This is a genomic window from Micromonospora sp. NPDC005194, from assembly GCF_040608335.1.
In the GTDB taxonomy this organism is placed as follows: domain Bacteria; phylum Actinomycetota; class Actinomycetes; order Mycobacteriales; family Micromonosporaceae; genus Micromonospora.
On record NZ_JBEXIA010000004.1, the window covers coordinates 133,073 to 149,280 of the forward strand.

Here is a 16,208-nt window from a genome sequence, read left to right on the forward strand (position 1 = left end):
ACCTGCGGTTATCTGATTCGCCCAGGCAGGACGAGCGGCGCGCGGGCGGACACGCCACCGCCGCACCCATGGTGATCTGCCTCACGACTGTCGGCCCCGTCTGATTGACTGGTCGCCGTGGACCTGCCGATCAACCCGCCCGTCGAGCCGATGCTGGCCAAGAGCGTCCCGAGGCTGCCCACCACCCCCGGGGTCACCTACGAGCCCAAGTGGGACGGGTTCCGGTGCATCGTGTTCCGTGACGGCGACGAGGTTGAGCTGGCCAGCCGGGGCGGCAAGTCGATGACCCGCTACTTCCCCGAGGTGGTCGAGCAGGCCCGCCGTCAGCTGCCCGAGCGGTGCGCCGTCGACGGCGAGCTGATCGTGATCCGGCGGGACGGGCCGTCCGGCCAGCCCCGGCTGGATTTCGAGCTGCTGGCCCAGCGCATCCACCCGGCGGCGTCGCGGGTGAAGCTGCTCGCCGAGACCACTCCCGCCGACTTCGTCGCCTTCGACCTGTTGGCGATCGGTGACGAGGCGCTGCTCGACCAGCCGTACCCGCGCCGCCGGGAGCGTCTGGTCCAGGCGCTGGCCGGGGTGCGTCCGCCGGTGCACGTCACCCAGGTCACGACCGATCCGGAGACCGCACGCCGCTGGTTCGACGTCTTCGAGGGCGCCGGGCTGGACGGGCTGATCGTCAAGCCGGCCGACCTGCCGTACGAGCCGGGCAAGCGGTTGATGTTCAAGGTCAAGCACGCCCGTACGGCCGACGCGGTGGTGGCCGGCTTCCGCTGGCACAAGTCCGGCCCGGTGGTGGGTTCGCTGCTGCTCGGCCTCTACGACGACGCGGGCGTCCTGCACCACGTCGGGGTGAGCGCGTCGTTCAGCATGGCCCGCCGCGCCGAGTTGCTCGACGAGCTGGCCCCCTACCGGGACACCGGCGGCGAGCACCCGTGGGTGCACGGCGATCACGAGCGTGGCCAGCGCATCCCGGGTGGGGTGAGCAGGTGGACCGGCACCAAGAACCTGGAGTGGGAGCCGCTGCGCCCGGAGCTGGTGGTCGAGGTGGGTTACGACGCGATGGAGGGCGAGAGGTTCCGGCACACCGCCCAGTTCGTCCGCTGGCGGCCGGACCGCGACCCCCGCTCCTGCCGCTACGACCAGCTCGACCGCCCGATCCGCTTCGACGTGGACCAGGTGCTGCGCGGCGATCCGGCGGTCACCCTCGATCGGGCCGCCACCGGTCCGGCGTAGCCTGGCCGTCGACCCGACCCCGGAGGATCACGTGAGCTGCACCGCCGACCAGCCTCGGATGGCGACCAGTCGCCGGGTCCGTCGCAGCCTCGTCGCCTTCGCCGTGGCGGCGCTGCTCACCGCCGGCTGCACGCTGCCGGCGTTCGCGCCGCGCACCGACGTGGAGGGTGCGGCGGCGCCGGCCGGCTCGTCGGCGACCTGGCGGGCCTGCCCGGAGGCTGCCGAAGACCTGGTCGGGCGGGGCGCTCCGGACATGCGCTACGAATGTGCCCGGATCACGGTTCCCCGGGACTGGGGCACCGGCGGCGGGGCGACCGCCGGGCCGGGCGTCGGCCAGACCTTCGAGATCGCCCTGCTGCGGGCCCGGTCCACCAAACAGCGGGACCGGATCGGCTCACTGGTGGTCAACCCCGGCGGCCCGGGCGGCTCCGGTGTGGACACCGCCGTCTACCTCTCTTTCGGCCCCCAGTTCGGTGGGCTGCCCGCCTCGGTCACCGAACGCTTCGACATCGTCGGCTTCGACCCGCGCGGTGTCTCCCGGTCGAGTCCGGTGAAGTGCATCTCCGACGCCGACCTGGACGCCAGCTTCGGCTACGACCCGGATCCGGCGAGCCAGGCGGCGTTCGACGGCTTCGCCGGGTTGAGCCAGCGCATCGGGCGCGGCTGCGGGGACCGCTACGGCGACCAGTTGCCGCTGTACGGCAGCGAGCAGGCCGCTCGGGACATGGACGCGGTCCGCGCCGCGGTCGGCGACGACAAGCTCACCTACCTGGGTTACTCCTACGGCACGCTGCTCGGCGCCATCTACGCCCAGCTCTACCCGCAGCGGGTGCGCGCGCTGGTGCTCGACGGCGCCGTCGACCCGCAGCAGCGCCTGATCGCCGGCTCGGAGAGCCAGGCCCGCGGGTTCGAACGGGCCTTCGACAACTTCACCCGCTGGTGCGCCGCCAACGCCGCGCGCTGCCCGATCGCCCCGGACGCCCGCGCCGCCGTGACCTCTGCCATCGACAAGGCCAAGGTCTCCCCGGTCCGCGGCGACGACGGGCGGGAGGCCACGGCGGGCTGGGTCTTCTACGCGGTCATCTCCTCGCTCTACACCGAGGCCGGCTGGCAGGAGTTGGCCCGGGCCATCGACCGGCTGGCCGAGGGCGACCCGAAGGACGTGTTCCGCCTCGCCGACTCGTACGCCGGCCGGGAAGGCGACGGGCACTACTCCAACCTGTTCGACGCCAACCTCGCCATCAACTGCGCCGACGAGACCGAGAAGCCGAGCCGGGAGCAGATCCGTCAGTTGCAGTCGCAGTGGCGGACGAAGTACCCGCTGTTCGGTCCGGCGCTCGCGGTCGGCATGTTGAGCTGCGTCGAGTGGCCGGGTGGTCGGGACCCGTACCCGACCGGGCGGGCCAACGGCGCGCCGCCGATCGTGGTGGTCGGCACGACCGGCGACCCCGCCACGCCGTACGAGCAGACCGGCCGCCTCGCCTCGATGTTGGGCGTCGGCCGGGTGCTCACCTGGGAGGGCGAGGGGCACACCGCGTACCCGCAGACCTCCTGCATCACCAGGGCCGTCGACGCGTACCTGCTCGACCTGACCGTGCCCCGGGAGGGCCTGCGCTGCCCGGCCAAGTGACGCTGTGCCAGGCTGACCGGCATGACCGACATGATCTTCCGAGAGGCGGTACGGGCCGACCTGCCCGCCGTCATCTCCCTGCTCGCCGATGACGTCCTGGGCAAGACCCGCGACTTCACCGAGGTCGATGAGGCGTACGAGCGTGCGTTCGCCGACATCAGCGCCGACCCGCGCAACCTGCTGATCGTCGCCGAGCAGGGCGGCGATCTGGTCGGCTGCCTCCAGATCACCTACATCCCGGGGCTCGGCCGGCACGGCGCCGAGCGGTCGTTGATCGAGGCGGTCCGGGTCCGCTCGGACCGGCGCGGCCAGGGGCTCGGCCGGGAGTTGATGACCTGGGCCATCGACCAGGCCCGGCACCGAGGCTGCGCCCTGGTGCAGCTCACCACGGACAAGTCCCGCGCGGACGCGCACCGCTTCTACCTGGGGCTCGGCTTCGTGGCCAGCCACGAGGGCATGAAGCTCCCGCTCTGACGCCGCCGACGGCGTCGGCCCGCCAACGTCGCCAGCCCGCCAACGTCGCCAGCACCGTTGGTGGCGCCGGCGCTGTAGCGCCTCAGGGTCCCCAGGTTGCCCCTCCGGCCCTGTAGAGCTGCCCCAGATCTGGGGCAGCGAACAACGGCGGTGGCGGCGGGAAGGCCACGCCCGCACGAGTACCACCCAACACACGGCCCGCATGCCCACCCCAGCACGCCCAGCACAAGTCCCGCACACCCCCGCCCAGCATGCTCAGCACAAGTCCAGACGCCGTCGCCCTGCACGAGGCCCACACGCCCCGCCCAGCACACCCAGCACAAGGCCGCACGCCTACCGCGCGGCCCATATCTGGGGCAGCTCTACAGGATGCGAACAGACCACAGCCGGTCCCCTCTGATCGAGCCCGCGCGGCCCGCGGCACGCAGCCTGTGGTCCGCCGGCTGCCGACCGCCGACCGCGCACCACCGACCACCGATCACGGGCCACGGACCACGGGCCACCGACCACGGCCGGGGGCAGCGGTCAGCCGTCGACCAGGCGGCCGTCGCGCAGGACGAGCACCCGGTCGGCGAGGTCGATCAGGGCCGGGTCGTGGGTGGCGACCAGGGCCGTCATGCCACGGGCGTGCACCACCGCGCGCAGCAGGTCCATGATGGAGCGGCCGGTCTCCGAGTCCAGCTGTCCGGTGGGTTCGTCGGCGATGAGCAGGTCCGGCTCGTTGGCGAGCGCGCGGGCGACCGCCACGCGCTGCTGCTGACCGCCGGACAACTCGTACGGGCGCTGCGCCGCGTGCCCGCCCAGGCCCACCAGCTCCAGCAGCACCGCCACGCGCTGCTCCCGCTCGGCGGCCGGCACCTGTGCCAGTCGCAACGGCACACCCACGTTCTCGGCGGCGGAGAGGATCGGCACCAACCCGAAGGTCTGGAAGACGAAACCGACGGTGCCTCGGCGCAGCCGCAGCAGCTCGGCCTCCCCGGCCGAGGTCACCTCGTGCCCGACCACCACCACCTGGCCGCTGTCCGGCCGGTCCAGCCCGCCGATGATGTTCAGCAACGTGGTCTTGCCGGCGCCGGAGCGACCCCGGATGGCGACCAGCTCACCACGGTTGGCGCTGAACGAGACGTCCCGTACCGCCTGCACGGCGTGCTCACCGCGGCCGAAGGTCCGGCTCACGCCGCTGACCCGCACCACCTCGTCCGCAGGCGTTCCGGAGCCACCGCTGAACCCGGCCGCTCCGGCCACCACCATGTCCTGAGGGCTCACGCCCGTGCCTCCCGCTCGTCCGAGGCCCGGTCACCGGGCCGTACCTGCACGTGGTCGGGCTCCAGATCGAGCCGGACCCGCTCTTTCAGCGACAGCGCGTCGACGAACGCGGCCGGCAACTGCATCCGGCCGTTGCGGTCCAGCACCGCGTACTCCTCGCTGACCAGTTCGGTGTTGCCGTCCGCGCCGACGCGCGCGGTCCGGCGTACCTCGGAGGCGGTTCGGCCATCGCGGATCGCGACGGTCCGGCGGACCTGGGTGGCCACGGCGTGGTCGTGGGTGACGACGACGATGGTCACGCCCAGTTCGGCGTTGATGGTGCGCAGCGCCGCGAAGACCTCCGCGCCGGTGGCCTCGTCCAGTTCACCGGTCGGCTCGTCGGCGAAGAGCACCTCCGGGTCGTTGGCCACCGCCACCGCCACCGCGCACCGCTGCTGCTCGCCGCCGCTGAGCTGACCCGGCCGGCGGTCCGCGCAGTAGCCCACGCCGACCATGTCGAGCAGCTCCCGGGCCCGGTCCCGGCGGGCCTTGCCGCCCCGCTTGCCGGCCAACTGCATCGGCAACTCGACATTTTCCAGCGCGGTCAGGTACGGCAGCAGGTTGCGGCCGGTCTGCTGCCAGACGAAACCGACCAGCTCCCGCCGGTAGCTCAGCCGCCGCTTGGCCGACAACGAGAGCAGGTCGTAGTCGGCAACCCGGGCGATGCCGGCGGTCGGCGTGTCCAGACCGGAGAGGATGTTGAGCAGGGTCGACTTGCCCGAGCCGGACGCGCCGACGATCGCCACCAGCTCACCCCGGTCGATGACCAGGTCCAGACCCTGCAGGGCGACGACCTCCACCCCCTCGGTCTTGAAGATGCGCACCAGACCGTCGCAGACGATGTGTCCGCGCAGTCGGTCCTGCCCGCCGGCCCGCTCGGCAGCGCGTTGCGCGGCCCTTAGCTGCAGGGCGGCCAGGTCGGGCACCAGTGGAGTCTGTGCGGTAACGGTCATCTCAGCTCTCCTCTCCGAGCCGGAGCACCTCACCGAGGCGCAGCCGGCGGTTGTTCAGGGCCTCGACGGCGACCGCGAAGCCGAGGGCGACCGCCCCGAGTGCGAACACCGCGACGACCAGGCCGGGTTCGAACGCCACCCGAACCGGCATTCCGCCGGTGAACGCGGACAGGCCGAGCACCGGATTGAGCACCAGCGGGAGCACCGCGCCGACCAGCGCGCCGGTCAGCACCGACACCCCGACGAGCGGGGCCAGCTCGACCAGCAGCAGCCCTCGCCACTGTCGGCGGGACAGGCCGAGGGTGCGCAGCCGGGACAGCACCTGCCCCCGGGCCCGCGCGCCGGCCAGCACGGTGAACGCGATGGCCAGCAGTCCGAGCACGGTGCCGCCGGCGGCGCCGGCCACGAACCCGAAGGCCAGCACGCCGTTCGCGCCACCGTCACCGAGGTCCCGTCGTACGCCCGCCCGGGTGTCGACGGTGACCCGGAGCGGCCGTTGCCGGCCGGTCACCGCACCCTGCTGCTGGTACCGCAACTGGCCCTGGTCACCGGCCTGGCGCAGCGCCGCCACGTCGAGCCGGTCCCCGGCGACGAGCAGGCTGGTCGGCACCGGCGTGGTGTTCCGCGGCGGCAGCGCCTGCCAGGGCAGGATGACGAACCGGCTGGTGCTCGCCGCCAACACCGGGAAGCTGTCCTGCGCGCCGGCCACCCGGAACTCGTACCGCTGCCCCTGCACCGACACGAACGCCGAGCCCTGCAGGCCCGTCCGCGACAGGTCGGCGGCCACGGCCGGGGACACGATCGCGGGCAGCGGCCCCGGTTCGGCCCGGGCGGAGCGCAACGCGTCCGGCACCGTCACGTCCACCTCTGCGTCGCCGGCCACCCTGGCCAGTCCGGGACCGTCGACCAGCAGCACCGTGGTCTGCCCGACCCGCGCGTCGGTGCCGACCTCGTCGGTCGCCAGCCGCTGGTCCGGCTCGATCAGCACCGGGGTGGCGGCCTGGACGCCGGGCAGACCGGCCAGTGCCTCGACCGTGTCCGGGGCGAAACGTTCCCCCCGGATCACCGCGTCGGCGGGAACGATCCGCTCCACGGCCCGATCGCGGCTGGCGTCGACGCCGGCGGCGACGACCGCGCAGAACGCCGCGGTGCCGATCGCCAGCACCACGACGACCAGCGGCGCGGCGACGGCGGATCGCCCGGCCCGCGCGGTGCCGAGGAATGTCACGCTGCCGCGCGTCCGCGCGGCCAGCCGGCTGACCAACCGCAACGGCCAGGGGTACGCGCGCAGCGCGAGCACCGCCGCAGCGACCGCGAGCAGCACCGGCACGGACACCAGCAGCGGGTCCACCTCGCCGAGGGTGAGCCCGCGTCGGCGCAGCAGCACTGCGGCGAGCCCGGCCAGCAGCAGCAGGAAGACCTCGACGGTGAGCCGGCGCGCCGACGGGCGCACTCGGACCAGGTCCCGGCGAGCGACACCGCCGCCCTGCACCGCCAGCGTCGCCAGCGGCAGCGCCAGGGTGACCAGCACGGTCGCCGCCGCGGCGTACCGGGCGGTCGGATCCGGAGCGCCGGGGAACAGGGTGCCGAGCAACCAGCCGACCAGGGCGGCGACCGGCACCACCAGCAGTGACTCGGCCAGACTGCGCCGGGCGCCGGCGGTGGCGGCGCCACCACGGGCACGGATCAGCGCGAACTCCGAGCGGCGCCGGCGGGTGGCCAGGATGGCCGCGAGCACGATCAGCCCGGCCAGGGTGGCCAGCACGCCGGCGCCGATGACCGCGAGCAGGGTACGGGCGGCGTTCACCTGGGCGGCGAACGCCCGCAGCGGAACGTCGACGCCGATGGTCAACGTGAAGCCCGCCGGAACGTTGCGCTGCATCTCCTGCAGGCCGCCGATCATCTGGTCCAGACCGCGTGCGTCGATCCGGTCGACGCCCAGTCGGTACCGCCACTCGGACTGGATCGGCCAGCCCTCCGCGGCGCGCTTGTTCATGGCGGATTGAGCGATCACGCCCGTGATGGTGAACGGCTGTCCGTCGCCGACCGGTTCGATGACCCGCAGCAGCTGCGGCAGTCCGTCCCACATCCCGTCCGCGCGGTCGATGGGCCGGAACAACCCGGACACCACCACAGGTTTCGGGTCGACGAAGGTGCCCGCGAGGTCGACGGTGCCGATGCGCAGCCGGCTGCCGGCGCGCAGGTTGAGCTTGTGGGCCACGTCGACGTCCAGCGCCACCTCGATCGGCCGGTCCGGGACGTAGGTCTCACTCGGCCAGGCGCCCTCGACGAGGGCGCCGGCGTCCTGAACCCCGGGCATGGCCCGCAGGCCCAGGTCGACAAGCAGGTTGCGGGCCGCGAGATCCGGCCCGACCAGGCGGGTCGGGGGGAGGTCCACCCGGTGCCACCGCTCGGTGACCGCCGAGCGCACCTGCGGCGGCATCGCCGCGGCCAGGGCGTCGGATCGCTCCTGCGCTTCCGCCATTGCCGTCTTCGTCGTGGGAACGGCGGAGTTCGACGTGTACGAAAGGTCCCGGCGGGCGGCGGGCTCGCTGGCGAGCTGCGACCGCAACCCCTGTTCCGCGAGCCGGTTGACGAGTCGGGGCACTCCACTGACCAGCAGCGTGACCACCAGGGTCAGCACCGCCAGAAGCAGGAACTGCCCGCCGTACGCCCGGACCCGGCGGGCGGCCGCGCCGACGCTCATCGTTCTCCCCCGATTCGCAGCTGCACCGCCGCCACCCGCTGACGGATGCCGGCGGCGATGAACGCGCTGAAGGCGAGCGCCGCCAGCAGCAGGCCGACCGCGGTCAGGCCGATGGGCACCCAGGGCAGCGCGAAGGCCGCCGGGGGCACCGGCCGGCCGGCGGCCGGGGTGAGGATGACCAGCGGAGCCATGGTGGCCCCGACCGCGGCGCCGAGCAGCAGCCCGACCCCGACGCCGATGCCGGCCAGGAAGGTCTGCTCGGCCAGCAACGCCCGGGCCAGCACCCGCGGTGTCGCGCCGAGGGTGTGCAGCACCGCGAACTCGCCGAGCCGGCGCCGGGCGGTGGCCCACACGTCGACCATGAGACCGACCAGGGCGAGCAGCACCGCCCCGAGCGCGGCGGCGAGCATCCCCGTCCGCGACCCGCGCCAGTACGGGTCGTCGGCGGCGGCCTCGATCACGGCACGCCGGTCGAGGACGGTGACGCCGGCCAGCTCACCGCTGGCGCGGGCCGCAGCCGCCGGGTCGTCGGCGCCGATCCACCACTCCGGCACCGGCCGGATGGTTCCGCCGGAGCGGATCAGCGCGTCGACCGCCGTGGGCAGGTCGAGCAGCACGCCCTCGCCGGTGGTGGTCGGCACGGAGTCCAGTTCGCCGAGCAGTCGGGCCGGCACGGACGCGCCGGAGAGGGTCAGGTCGAACGTGTCGCCGGTGTGCAGGCCCAACGCGTCACGTACTCCGGCGGTCATCAGCACCGGGACGGGTGCGATCTGCCCGGCGGGCACGATGGCGAACCGGGTGGGCGGTTGGTAGGCGAACTGTCCGCCGGGGATCACCTCCACCGGGAAGCTCGCGGCGATCCCCGTCGCGGTGGCCTGCGCCGCGGCGGGCGCCTGGTTGTCCGCCTGGCGGCCGGTCGTCGTGCTCCAGTCCCCGGTCAACTCGGCGGGTCGCGTCGTGCCGTCCGCCCCGACGAGCGTCAGCCCGTCCACCTGGAGCCGGTACGAGTTCCCGGCCGCCGCCCCGCCGTCGGCCTCGAAGCCGGCGAGGCGCAGCCGCGCCGGGCCCACGTCGGGCAACCGCACGGTGAACGGCGCGGCCCGTCCGTCGCTGGTGGCGCTGACCGCCGGCAGCCGGAAGGCCAGCCCGTCGGTGCTGGTGACCAGCAGCGCCACCGCGATCTGCTGTGGCCGGACGGCCTGGTCGACGGGGGTGCGAGCCGTGCCGGTGATCGCACGGGTGCCGACGGGCAGTTCGACGCCGGCGGGGGCGCCGCGCGCGGCGACCATCCGTTGGTACTGCGTCGACACCGGCTCGTCGCTGAGCCGGTCGGCGAGCCGGACGACGCCTGTCGCGCTGGCCGGGTCGAACCCGATCACGGTGACGGGCAGGTCCGCACGGCCGATGCGTACCTCGTCGCGCCACGCCGGCACCGCCCGGTGCACGCCCGGCAGCGCGGCGAGCTGACCGGCCCGAGCCGGCGGGGCGGAGCCGGCCCGCTCGGTCACCCGCAGGTCGGCGCCGACCGTGTGGCCGGCCTGCTCGACCTGGGACCGCTCCCCCGTGCTGATCAGTGACCAGGCCAGGGTGCTCCCGCCGACGGCGAGGGCGAGCAGCAGCACGGGCCCGGCGTGCGGACGCCGGCCGGCCTGCCACATGCCGAACATGGTGGCCGTCCACGGCCGCCGGTCGACGAACCGCTCGGCGAACCGGGTCAGCGGCGGGAGCACCCGCAGCGCCAGCACGGCCCCGGCCAGCACGCCGAGGGTCGGGGCGGCCACCAGCAGCGGGTCGAGCCCGAGACGGCCGTTCGAGCCGGCCAGCGGTGAGGCGTACCGGCGCAGTTGCACCCAGGCGAGCACGGCGAGTGCGACCAGCACCAGGTCGACGCTGGCCCGCTGGATGCTCGCCGACCGGTTTGGTCGGGACCGGGCGGCCATGTCGGCCACGTACGTGCCGGCCCCCCGCAGCGTCGGCGCGACCATGGCCACCAGGCATCCGGCGGCGGTCGCCGCGGCAGCCGCCCAGACCAGGGTGGTGTTGCCGCCGGCGGCGGACAGTTCCGCCGCCCCGCCGGGCCGGACGAACCGCAGCGCCTCCCCGGCGATCACCGGCCCGAGCAGGGCGGCCGGCGCCACCACGAGGGTCGCCTCCCGGGCGGCCAGGCCCGCCAGTTGCCTCCGGGCGGCGCCCCGGGCGCGCAGCAGCGCGGTCTGTGGACGACGGTCCTCGTGCAGCAGGGCGGCGACCAGCACCAGCGCGTACCCGCCGAGCACCAGGATGAGCAGCAGCGGGGTGGCCAGTGCGGAGCGTCCCACCAGGTCGGCGCGGCCGATCCGGTCGAGCAGTTGGTCCATCTTCGTCAGGGACTGCGCCGAGCTGCCGAGTTGGGCGGCCTCCGGCACCGCCGTCGAGGCCGCGTTCACGGCAGCCCGCACCGCGGGCAGGTCACCGGCGTCGACGCCGCCGAGGTCCGGTTCGGCCAGCCAGGACGCCGTCACCGAGCCCGGGAAGGCGGTCGCGAAGTCGGCCGGGTCCAGCGCGAACGGCCCGTACGAGGTGGCCGACCCGGCGCTGCCCGCACCCACACCGGGGGCCAGCAGCCAGTACACCTCGGTCGGGTCGCGGGGCCGCCAGGTGCCGGCGAGCACCACCTCGCTGGCCTTCTCGGTGGAGCGGTCCCGCAGCGGGATCCGCTCGCCGGTGGTCAAGCCGAGTGTCGTGGCGACCCGTTCCGGCAGGCTCACCTGGAGGGGTTTCGCTCCGGGACGCGGCCACGCTCCGCTGGTCAGCTCGGCGTGCGCGGCCAGGTCGTCGAGGGTGGCCAGGTTCGCGAAGATCGGCTCGTCGCCCGTACGCGGCACCGAGCCGAGGTCGCCGGTCAACTCCCGGCCGGTGCCGTACCGGGCCCCGGCGACGGTGACCGGGACCCCGGCGAGCCCGTCGGCGAACTCGGCCCGTGCCGCCTGGTCGCGGGTGGCTAACTCGGCGGCGTCACGCCCGCCGGCGCCGCTGATCAACAGGCCGCGCTCCTCGGCCGGCGACGCGGCGACCAGCGCCCGCTGCCCGGCGTCCACCGCCCGGCGGTTGTAGTCGGACAGGCCGGTGACCAACGCTACGGCCACCAGGGCGGCGATCACCGCGGCAACCAGCAGACCCCGCGCCTCGCGGGCCCGCCTCCACACCAGCTTCATCCGACGCCTCCCCTGGCCCTGGTGGGCCGACGACCTTCAAACAGGTCACCCACGGGGAAAGGTTCGCGCCCGTTACATGATCGTTATTACGAGCACGGCCGGTGCGGTCACGTTCCGCACAAGACAGCGGCGATGACGTACCTCATGGGGTTTCCTCCTCCTCGACCCACTCGAGCAGATCTCCGGGCTGGCAGTCGAGCACTCGGCACATCGCTTCCAGGGTGCTGAAGCGGACGGCCTTGGCGCGGCCGTTCTTCAGCACCGCCACGTTCGCCGGGGTGAGCCCGACGCGCTCGGCGAACTCGCCGACGCTCATCTTGCGCTTGGCCAACTCGACGTCGATGCGGACGATGATGGGCATCAGATCACCGCTTCCATGTCGGTCCGCAGCGTGGTGGCCTGCCGCAGCAGCGCACGCATCACGACCATGAGGAGCCCGAGCACCGTCACGCCCATCGTCAACAGGAACAGCAGGATCGGGCCGCCCGGGTCGTCCGCGTTGAATCCGACGTAGAGGAAGACGCCCACCAGCACCAACCAGCCCGCACCGATGGCCCACACGATCAGGTCGACCCACCTCAGGGACGCCTCGGTGAAGATCCGGTCGTTCTTGACCAGGCTGAGCAACTGCCAGGTGCACACGATCACCACCTGGACGCACAGCACCCAGAACACCGTCACGGCGGTCAGCGGCCACCGCAGGTAGGCGTGCTCCGGCGACTCCTGGGCCATGTGCGCGAACTGCCCGGGCAGCGAGAAGGTCTGAAATCCGATCAGGACCACGAACAGCACCACAAGGACGACCCTGAGAGCGGCTACCGCTCGACGTTCAACAGCCATGCATCGAGTTTCGCTCGTTACCTATCGAAAGTCAATCGGTACGGGATCCGCGCCATCCGGGTGGACCCGCATACTTGGACCGTGACCAACCAGAGCGACGCCCTCCCTGTGCTGACGATCGACGGCGCCTCGTTCGTCGACTTCGCCGGCTTCGTACGCGAGTTCTCGCGGCTGCTGCCGCACGCCACGTGGAACGGAAACCTCGACGCCTTCAACGACATCCTGCACGGCGGCTTCGGCACCCCCGAGACGCCGTGGGTGCTCAGGTGGCTCAGCTCCGACGCGTCGCGGGAGGCGCTCGGTCATGACGCGACGGCCCGATGGCTGGAGCAGATCCTGCGCACCTGCCACCCGTCGAACCGCGCCGGCATCGAGGCCAGGCTGCGCAACGCGCGACGCGGCCACGGGCAGACGCTGTTCGACATGATCGTCGAGATCATCCGCGACCACGGCCCACGCGGCGAGGAATCCGAGAACGGCATCATCCTCGAACTGCTCTGAACCGCGGCGGACGAACCAACCGCACCGTAACGATCTGGTCGGGATCAAGTCCGCGGTTGGCTGGCGAGAAGGGAACCCGGGTGCCGATCGCCTACGTTCGCCGGTGGTAGTGGTTGCGGCGCGGCAGTTGCTCCGGGTCGAGCCAGGCCGGCGGCACGAACTCCGGGTGCCCGTCGCCGCCGAGGCGGACAGCCCAGTCGCTCTGATGGACGTGGCGGTGGTGGTGGCCGCAGAGCAGGACGGCGTTGTCGAGGCTGGTCGGGCCACCGTCAGCCCAGTGGCGGATGTGGTGGGCGGCGCACCAGCGCGGTGGTCGGTCGCAGCCCGGGAACGCGCAGCCGCCGTCCCGGAGGACCAGGGCTCGACGCAGCGGACCAGAGATGAGACGGCGCTGTCGACCCACATCGAGAACCTGGCCGGCACCGCCCAGCACGGCAGGCAGGATGGCGGCATCGCAGGCGAGCCGACGCACCGTGTCGGGGGTGAGCCGCAAGCCGACATCGAGCGCGCCGGCGCCCAATTGCCGGGTCAGCCCGTCGAAGCTGGTGGTGACGACGAGCTGGGCGGGATCGCCGCCATGTTCGGGCAGCTCACCGGTACGCAGGGCGAGCCGGCACACGTCGGCGAGAGCATCGTGGCGGCGCTGACCGGCACAGCGGGTGTCGTCGGGGCCGGAGGGCGCGCTCAGCGGATCGATGGCGGCGCGCAGCAGCGCGGCGGCCTCCGCGTCGAGCGTGCCGGCGACACGCAGCCGACCGCCGGTCTGCTCGGAGATGGTGACGTGCCGGTCGCGGGCGGCTCGGGCGGCCTCGGCCTTCAAGGCCGCCTCGGCGGCGGCATCGGCGAGGTCGGGGGCGACGTGGTCGAGGATCCGAGTGCCCATCTTGCGCAGCAGGATGGGATCGAACTGCTCGGCCCACTCCACCAGCACGCCGACGGCCTTGTCGGCGACCTCGGCGCCCGCCGAGGCCGTCACCGTGGCGGCCGTCTCGGCGATGACCCGGGCCTGCTCGACGCTAACCGCCCCATCCGCCAGGGCGGCCCGCACGCCGGGCGGTGCCACGTCGAGCGACGCAGCGAGGCCGACCAGCCGACGGGCGGCGGCGACGTCGAGGCGCAGGCGGTGGCGCAGCCACACCGCCGTCGAGGACGCGCCCTGCGCAACCGCGACGCCTCGGCCGTCCAGCTCGCGCACCGCCGCCACCTGCACCGCGGCCAAACGTTGTTGCAGCCGGTGAGTGGCATCGATCGTCGCGATCAGGTCATGCTCGGAGAGGGCCCAGGCGGCAGCGTCGGCGCAGGCCGCCACCGCATTCTCCGCCCGCGCCAGCTCATCGATCACACACGAATTTTAGAACGGGTGTACGACAACTTCGGGTTCCTCGCAGGACCACATGCCACCCGAGCAGAGCAAGGTCCTCAGCCGTCGGCCAACTCCGGCAGATGCTCCCTGATCCAGGCCATCACGTCCGCCTTCCGCCAGACCTTTCCCTGCACCAGATCCGCCACCGACTCCGAGAAGTTCCGGTGGCTGGTGACGACGTGCACCCGCTGCTTGCTGATGCCGCCGAGCATCGCTCGAATCTCCGCAGCGCCCACCAGCTCCACACGGCGGACGCTAGAGAGTTGCCCTAGCTCCTTCACTCGGGGCAACGCCCCGGTCACCGTAAAGGGCATGTCTACGTCGGACGCGCCCATCCCTGGTCGATGCCGTTCGCGTTACGCCTCATCGACCGGCGCGCGGCGCTGAAGGCACCTGCAGCCAGTGCGGGCGATTCCGCCCCGTCCGCAAGACGCCTCACAGCGGGTTCCGTTGCGAGGGCTGCCTTCCACGTCCACTGCGTCATTGCGCCGGCTGCCAACGACGGCGCACCGTTCAAGCCGTCTGGCCGATCGGCCCGGTCTGCTCGTCCTGCTGCAACACCATCCGCAACCACCCAGCGCGCTGCCCGAACTGCGAGAAGACCCGCGTGCTGGCCGGCACCGACGCCGGCGGCGGTCGGATCTGCGGCCCGTGCGCCGGAGCACGCGACTACACCTGCACCGGATGCGGACGCCCCGGCCACACCTACGCCGACCAGCGCTGCGCCTGGTGCCTGCTCGACGAACGCGTCAGCGACCTCCTCACCGGTGATCACGGCACGATCGCGGCCCAGCTGCGACCGCTGCGCGCCCGCACTCACCAACACCGACCGCCCCGAATCCGTCCTCACCTGGATCCGCCGGCCCCGCACCGAGCTACCCCCCGAGCACCGTCAGTTCGTGCAGCCGTTCGGCCTCTGGCACGTGCTGCACCGCGCCGGGCGCCGCTCACACCAATTCGGCCCGCGCACCGCCCAAGCCGCAGCCAAAGACCGCCGCTACATCCACACCGCCGCCGCGTTCCTCGCCTGGGTCGCCGGCGCCCTGGTCCTGCTCTTCGGCATCGCACTCGCACGTGTGCTCCACCTGACCACGACCGACGTCACCTTCAGCAAGGACGTCCCCTCCGGCATCACGTTTGGCAAGCAACCAATCCCGCTGCCACCGAAGATCGCGGCGGTCGTCGCCAAGCTCATCAACGACCGCGGCCGGCCAGCCACCACACCGATCACCCTGCAAGCACTCAGCCAAGCTCTCACCCGCAACGGGATCACAGCCCACCTCGACCGCACCGCCGCCATGCTCGACCTCGCCGCTGACATCCCCGCCGCCGTGCTCGCCGACCTCCTCGGCATGAGCGCCGGCACCACCGACAAGTGGAACCGCCTCACCAGCCGCGACCGGACCCACTACCTCGAAGCCCGAACCGACACGACATAGCCCTGCTTGTCGGCTTACGGTTCCGGCGACGCATGTCTGATGCTCACGATGAGTAACCGGTGGACGTGGGTGTCGCCCGAATCGCGGCAGATGAGTGCACGACCAGCATGCACCGATCGGGGACACCTATGCTGTGCGGTCATGGTGTCCTTCATCCGAAATGTTTCGTTCGACTGCCCTGATCCCTACGCCTTGGCGCAGTTCTGGAGCGAGGTGGTCGGCCACCCTGTAGACCCGGATTTCGTTCCCAGCGACACCGAAGTCGTCATCGAACCACCGGGAGGGCCCCGGCTGTTCTTCCAGGCCGTTCCCGAGGACAAGACTGTGAAGAATCGCGTGCATGTCTGCCTCCAGCCGGGTGACCGGGACCGCGACGCGGAGGTCGACCGCCTCCTGGCGCTGGGCGCGAAGGTCCTGGACGACCACCGCACGTCGGGCGGCGATGGCTGGGTCGTTCTGCTCGATCCAGCCGGGAACGAATTCTGCATGACCCGCTCGGCCGCAGAGCGCCAATCCTGAGCAACGTGCCGCGATTCCCCTACGCTCTCACCTCGGCATGTGCGTATGCT

The 16,208-nt window shown here is 72.7% G+C and carries 14 protein-coding genes; 6 read left to right on the plus strand and 8 right to left on the minus strand.

Features of this window, described 5'->3' with window-relative positions; all coding sequences use genetic code 11:
• The first annotated feature begins 117 nt into the window (after positions 1-117).
• Genes ABZU53_RS04975 through ABZU53_RS04985 form a run of 3 tightly spaced genes read left to right on the plus strand, consistent with a single transcriptional unit; the run spans position 118 to position 3,337 of the window.
• Positions 118-1,233, plus strand: a complete 1,116-nt coding sequence (locus tag ABZU53_RS04975) for an ATP-dependent DNA ligase (RefSeq protein WP_355063931.1) — start codon at positions 118-120, stop codon at positions 1,231-1,233.
• Between the two features lie 58 nt (positions 1,234-1,291).
• Positions 1,292-2,863, plus strand: coding sequence for an alpha/beta hydrolase (locus ABZU53_RS04980; protein WP_354858103.1), 1,572 nt, complete (start codon positions 1,292-1,294; stop codon positions 2,861-2,863).
• Positions 2,864-2,884: 21 nt separating this feature from the next.
• Positions 2,885-3,337, plus strand: a complete 453-nt coding sequence (locus tag ABZU53_RS04985) for a GNAT family N-acetyltransferase (RefSeq protein WP_355063932.1) — start codon at positions 2,885-2,887, stop codon at positions 3,335-3,337.
• A 525-nt stretch (positions 3,338-3,862) separates the two neighbouring features.
• On the opposite strand, the gene ABZU53_RS04990 is transcribed toward ABZU53_RS04985, so the two are convergent.
• The 6 genes from ABZU53_RS04990 to ABZU53_RS05015 all read right to left on the minus strand — a co-directional run bounded on the left by ABZU53_RS04990 (position 3,863) and on the right by ABZU53_RS05015 (position 12,336).
• Positions 3,863-4,588, minus strand: a complete 726-nt coding sequence (locus tag ABZU53_RS04990) for an ABC transporter ATP-binding protein (RefSeq protein ID WP_355064049.1) — start codon at positions 4,586-4,588, stop codon at positions 3,863-3,865.
• A gap of 11 nt (positions 4,589-4,599) precedes the next feature.
• The gene (locus ABZU53_RS04995) at positions 4,600-5,595 is read right to left on the minus strand and encodes an ABC transporter ATP-binding protein (protein ID WP_355063934.1); all 996 of its coding nucleotides are present in this window, start codon (positions 5,593-5,595) and stop codon (positions 4,600-4,602) included.
• A gap of 1 nt (position 5,596) precedes the next feature.
• Entirely contained in the window at positions 5,597-8,302 is a 2,706-nt protein-coding gene (locus ABZU53_RS05000; RefSeq protein ID WP_355063936.1) for an FtsX-like permease family protein, read from the minus strand.
• Positions 8,299-11,496 (minus strand): ABC transporter permease, encoded by a 3,198-nt coding sequence (locus ABZU53_RS05005; protein WP_355063938.1) that lies wholly within the window; start codon positions 11,494-11,496, stop codon positions 8,299-8,301. The genes ABZU53_RS05000 and ABZU53_RS05005 overlap by 4 nt, the downstream gene beginning before the upstream one ends.
• Before the next feature lie 142 nt (positions 11,497-11,638).
• Positions 11,639-11,857 (minus strand): helix-turn-helix transcriptional regulator, encoded by a 219-nt coding sequence (locus ABZU53_RS05010; protein ID WP_354858114.1) that lies wholly within the window; start codon positions 11,855-11,857, stop codon positions 11,639-11,641.
• Positions 11,857-12,336: a DUF2975 domain-containing protein gene (locus ABZU53_RS05015; protein WP_354858116.1), complete on the minus strand. Its 480-nt coding sequence runs from the start codon at positions 12,334-12,336 to the stop codon at positions 11,857-11,859. The genes ABZU53_RS05010 and ABZU53_RS05015 overlap by 1 nt, the downstream gene beginning before the upstream one ends.
• A gap of 81 nt (positions 12,337-12,417) precedes the next feature.
• Between ABZU53_RS05015 and ABZU53_RS05020 the strand changes: the two genes are divergently transcribed.
• Positions 12,418-12,837, plus strand: a complete 420-nt coding sequence (locus tag ABZU53_RS05020) for a barstar family protein (RefSeq protein WP_354858119.1) — start codon at positions 12,418-12,420, stop codon at positions 12,835-12,837.
• A gap of 91 nt (positions 12,838-12,928) precedes the next feature.
• On the opposite strand, the gene ABZU53_RS05025 is transcribed toward ABZU53_RS05020, so the two are convergent.
• Positions 12,929-14,179 carry a DUF222 domain-containing protein gene (locus ABZU53_RS05025; RefSeq protein WP_355063940.1) on the minus strand — a complete coding sequence of 417 codons (1,251 nt, stop codon included), beginning with the start codon at positions 14,177-14,179 and terminating at the stop codon, positions 12,929-12,931.
• 77 nt (positions 14,180-14,256) lie between these two features.
• On the minus strand, positions 14,257-14,445 hold the full coding sequence (locus ABZU53_RS05030; protein WP_355063942.1) for a hypothetical protein: 189 nt from the start codon (positions 14,443-14,445) through the stop codon (positions 14,257-14,259).
• A 654-nt stretch (positions 14,446-15,099) separates the two neighbouring features.
• On the opposite strand from ABZU53_RS05030, the gene ABZU53_RS05035 reads away from it, so the two are divergent.
• Together ABZU53_RS05035 and ABZU53_RS05040 are read left to right on the plus strand one after the other, a co-directional pair.
• Positions 15,100-15,639 (plus strand): hypothetical protein, encoded by a 540-nt coding sequence (locus ABZU53_RS05035; protein WP_355063943.1) that lies wholly within the window; start codon positions 15,100-15,102, stop codon positions 15,637-15,639.
• 141 nt (positions 15,640-15,780) lie between these two features.
• A complete protein-coding gene (locus ABZU53_RS05040; RefSeq protein ID WP_355063945.1) occupies positions 15,781-16,158 on the plus strand; it encodes a VOC family protein in 378 nt (125 codons plus the stop codon).
• The last annotated feature ends 50 nt before the right edge of the window (positions 16,159-16,208 follow it).

Bases quoted from the DNA above. Each gene is read 5' to 3' on its own strand.
- ABZU53_RS04995 (WP_355063934.1), bottom strand. From the start codon at position 5,595: ATGACCGTTACCGCACAGACTCCACTGGTGCCCGACCTGGCCGCCCTG.
- ABZU53_RS04980 (WP_354858103.1), top strand. From the start codon at position 1,292: ATGGCGACCAGTCGCCGGGTCCGTCGCAGCCTCGTCGCCTTCGCCGTG.
- ABZU53_RS05040 (WP_355063945.1), top strand. From the start codon at position 15,781: ATGGTGTCCTTCATCCGAAATGTTTCGTTCGACTGCCCTGATCCCTAC.
- ABZU53_RS05005 (WP_355063938.1), bottom strand. From the start codon at position 11,496: ATGAAGCTGGTGTGGAGGCGGGCCCGCGAGGCGCGGGGTCTGCTGGTT.
- ABZU53_RS05000 (WP_355063936.1), bottom strand. From the start codon at position 8,302: ATGAGCGTCGGCGCGGCCGCCCGCCGGGTCCGGGCGTACGGCGGGCAG.
- ABZU53_RS04990 (WP_355064049.1), bottom strand. From the start codon at position 4,588: ATGGTGGTGGCCGGAGCGGCCGGGTTCAGCGGTGGCTCCGGAACGCCT.
- ABZU53_RS04985 (WP_355063932.1), top strand. From the start codon at position 2,885: ATGACCGACATGATCTTCCGAGAGGCGGTACGGGCCGACCTGCCCGCC.
- ABZU53_RS05015 (WP_354858116.1), bottom strand. From the start codon at position 12,336: ATGGCTGTTGAACGTCGAGCGGTAGCCGCTCTCAGGGTCGTCCTTGTG.
- ABZU53_RS05010 (WP_354858114.1), bottom strand. From the start codon at position 11,857: ATGCCCATCATCGTCCGCATCGACGTCGAGTTGGCCAAGCGCAAGATG.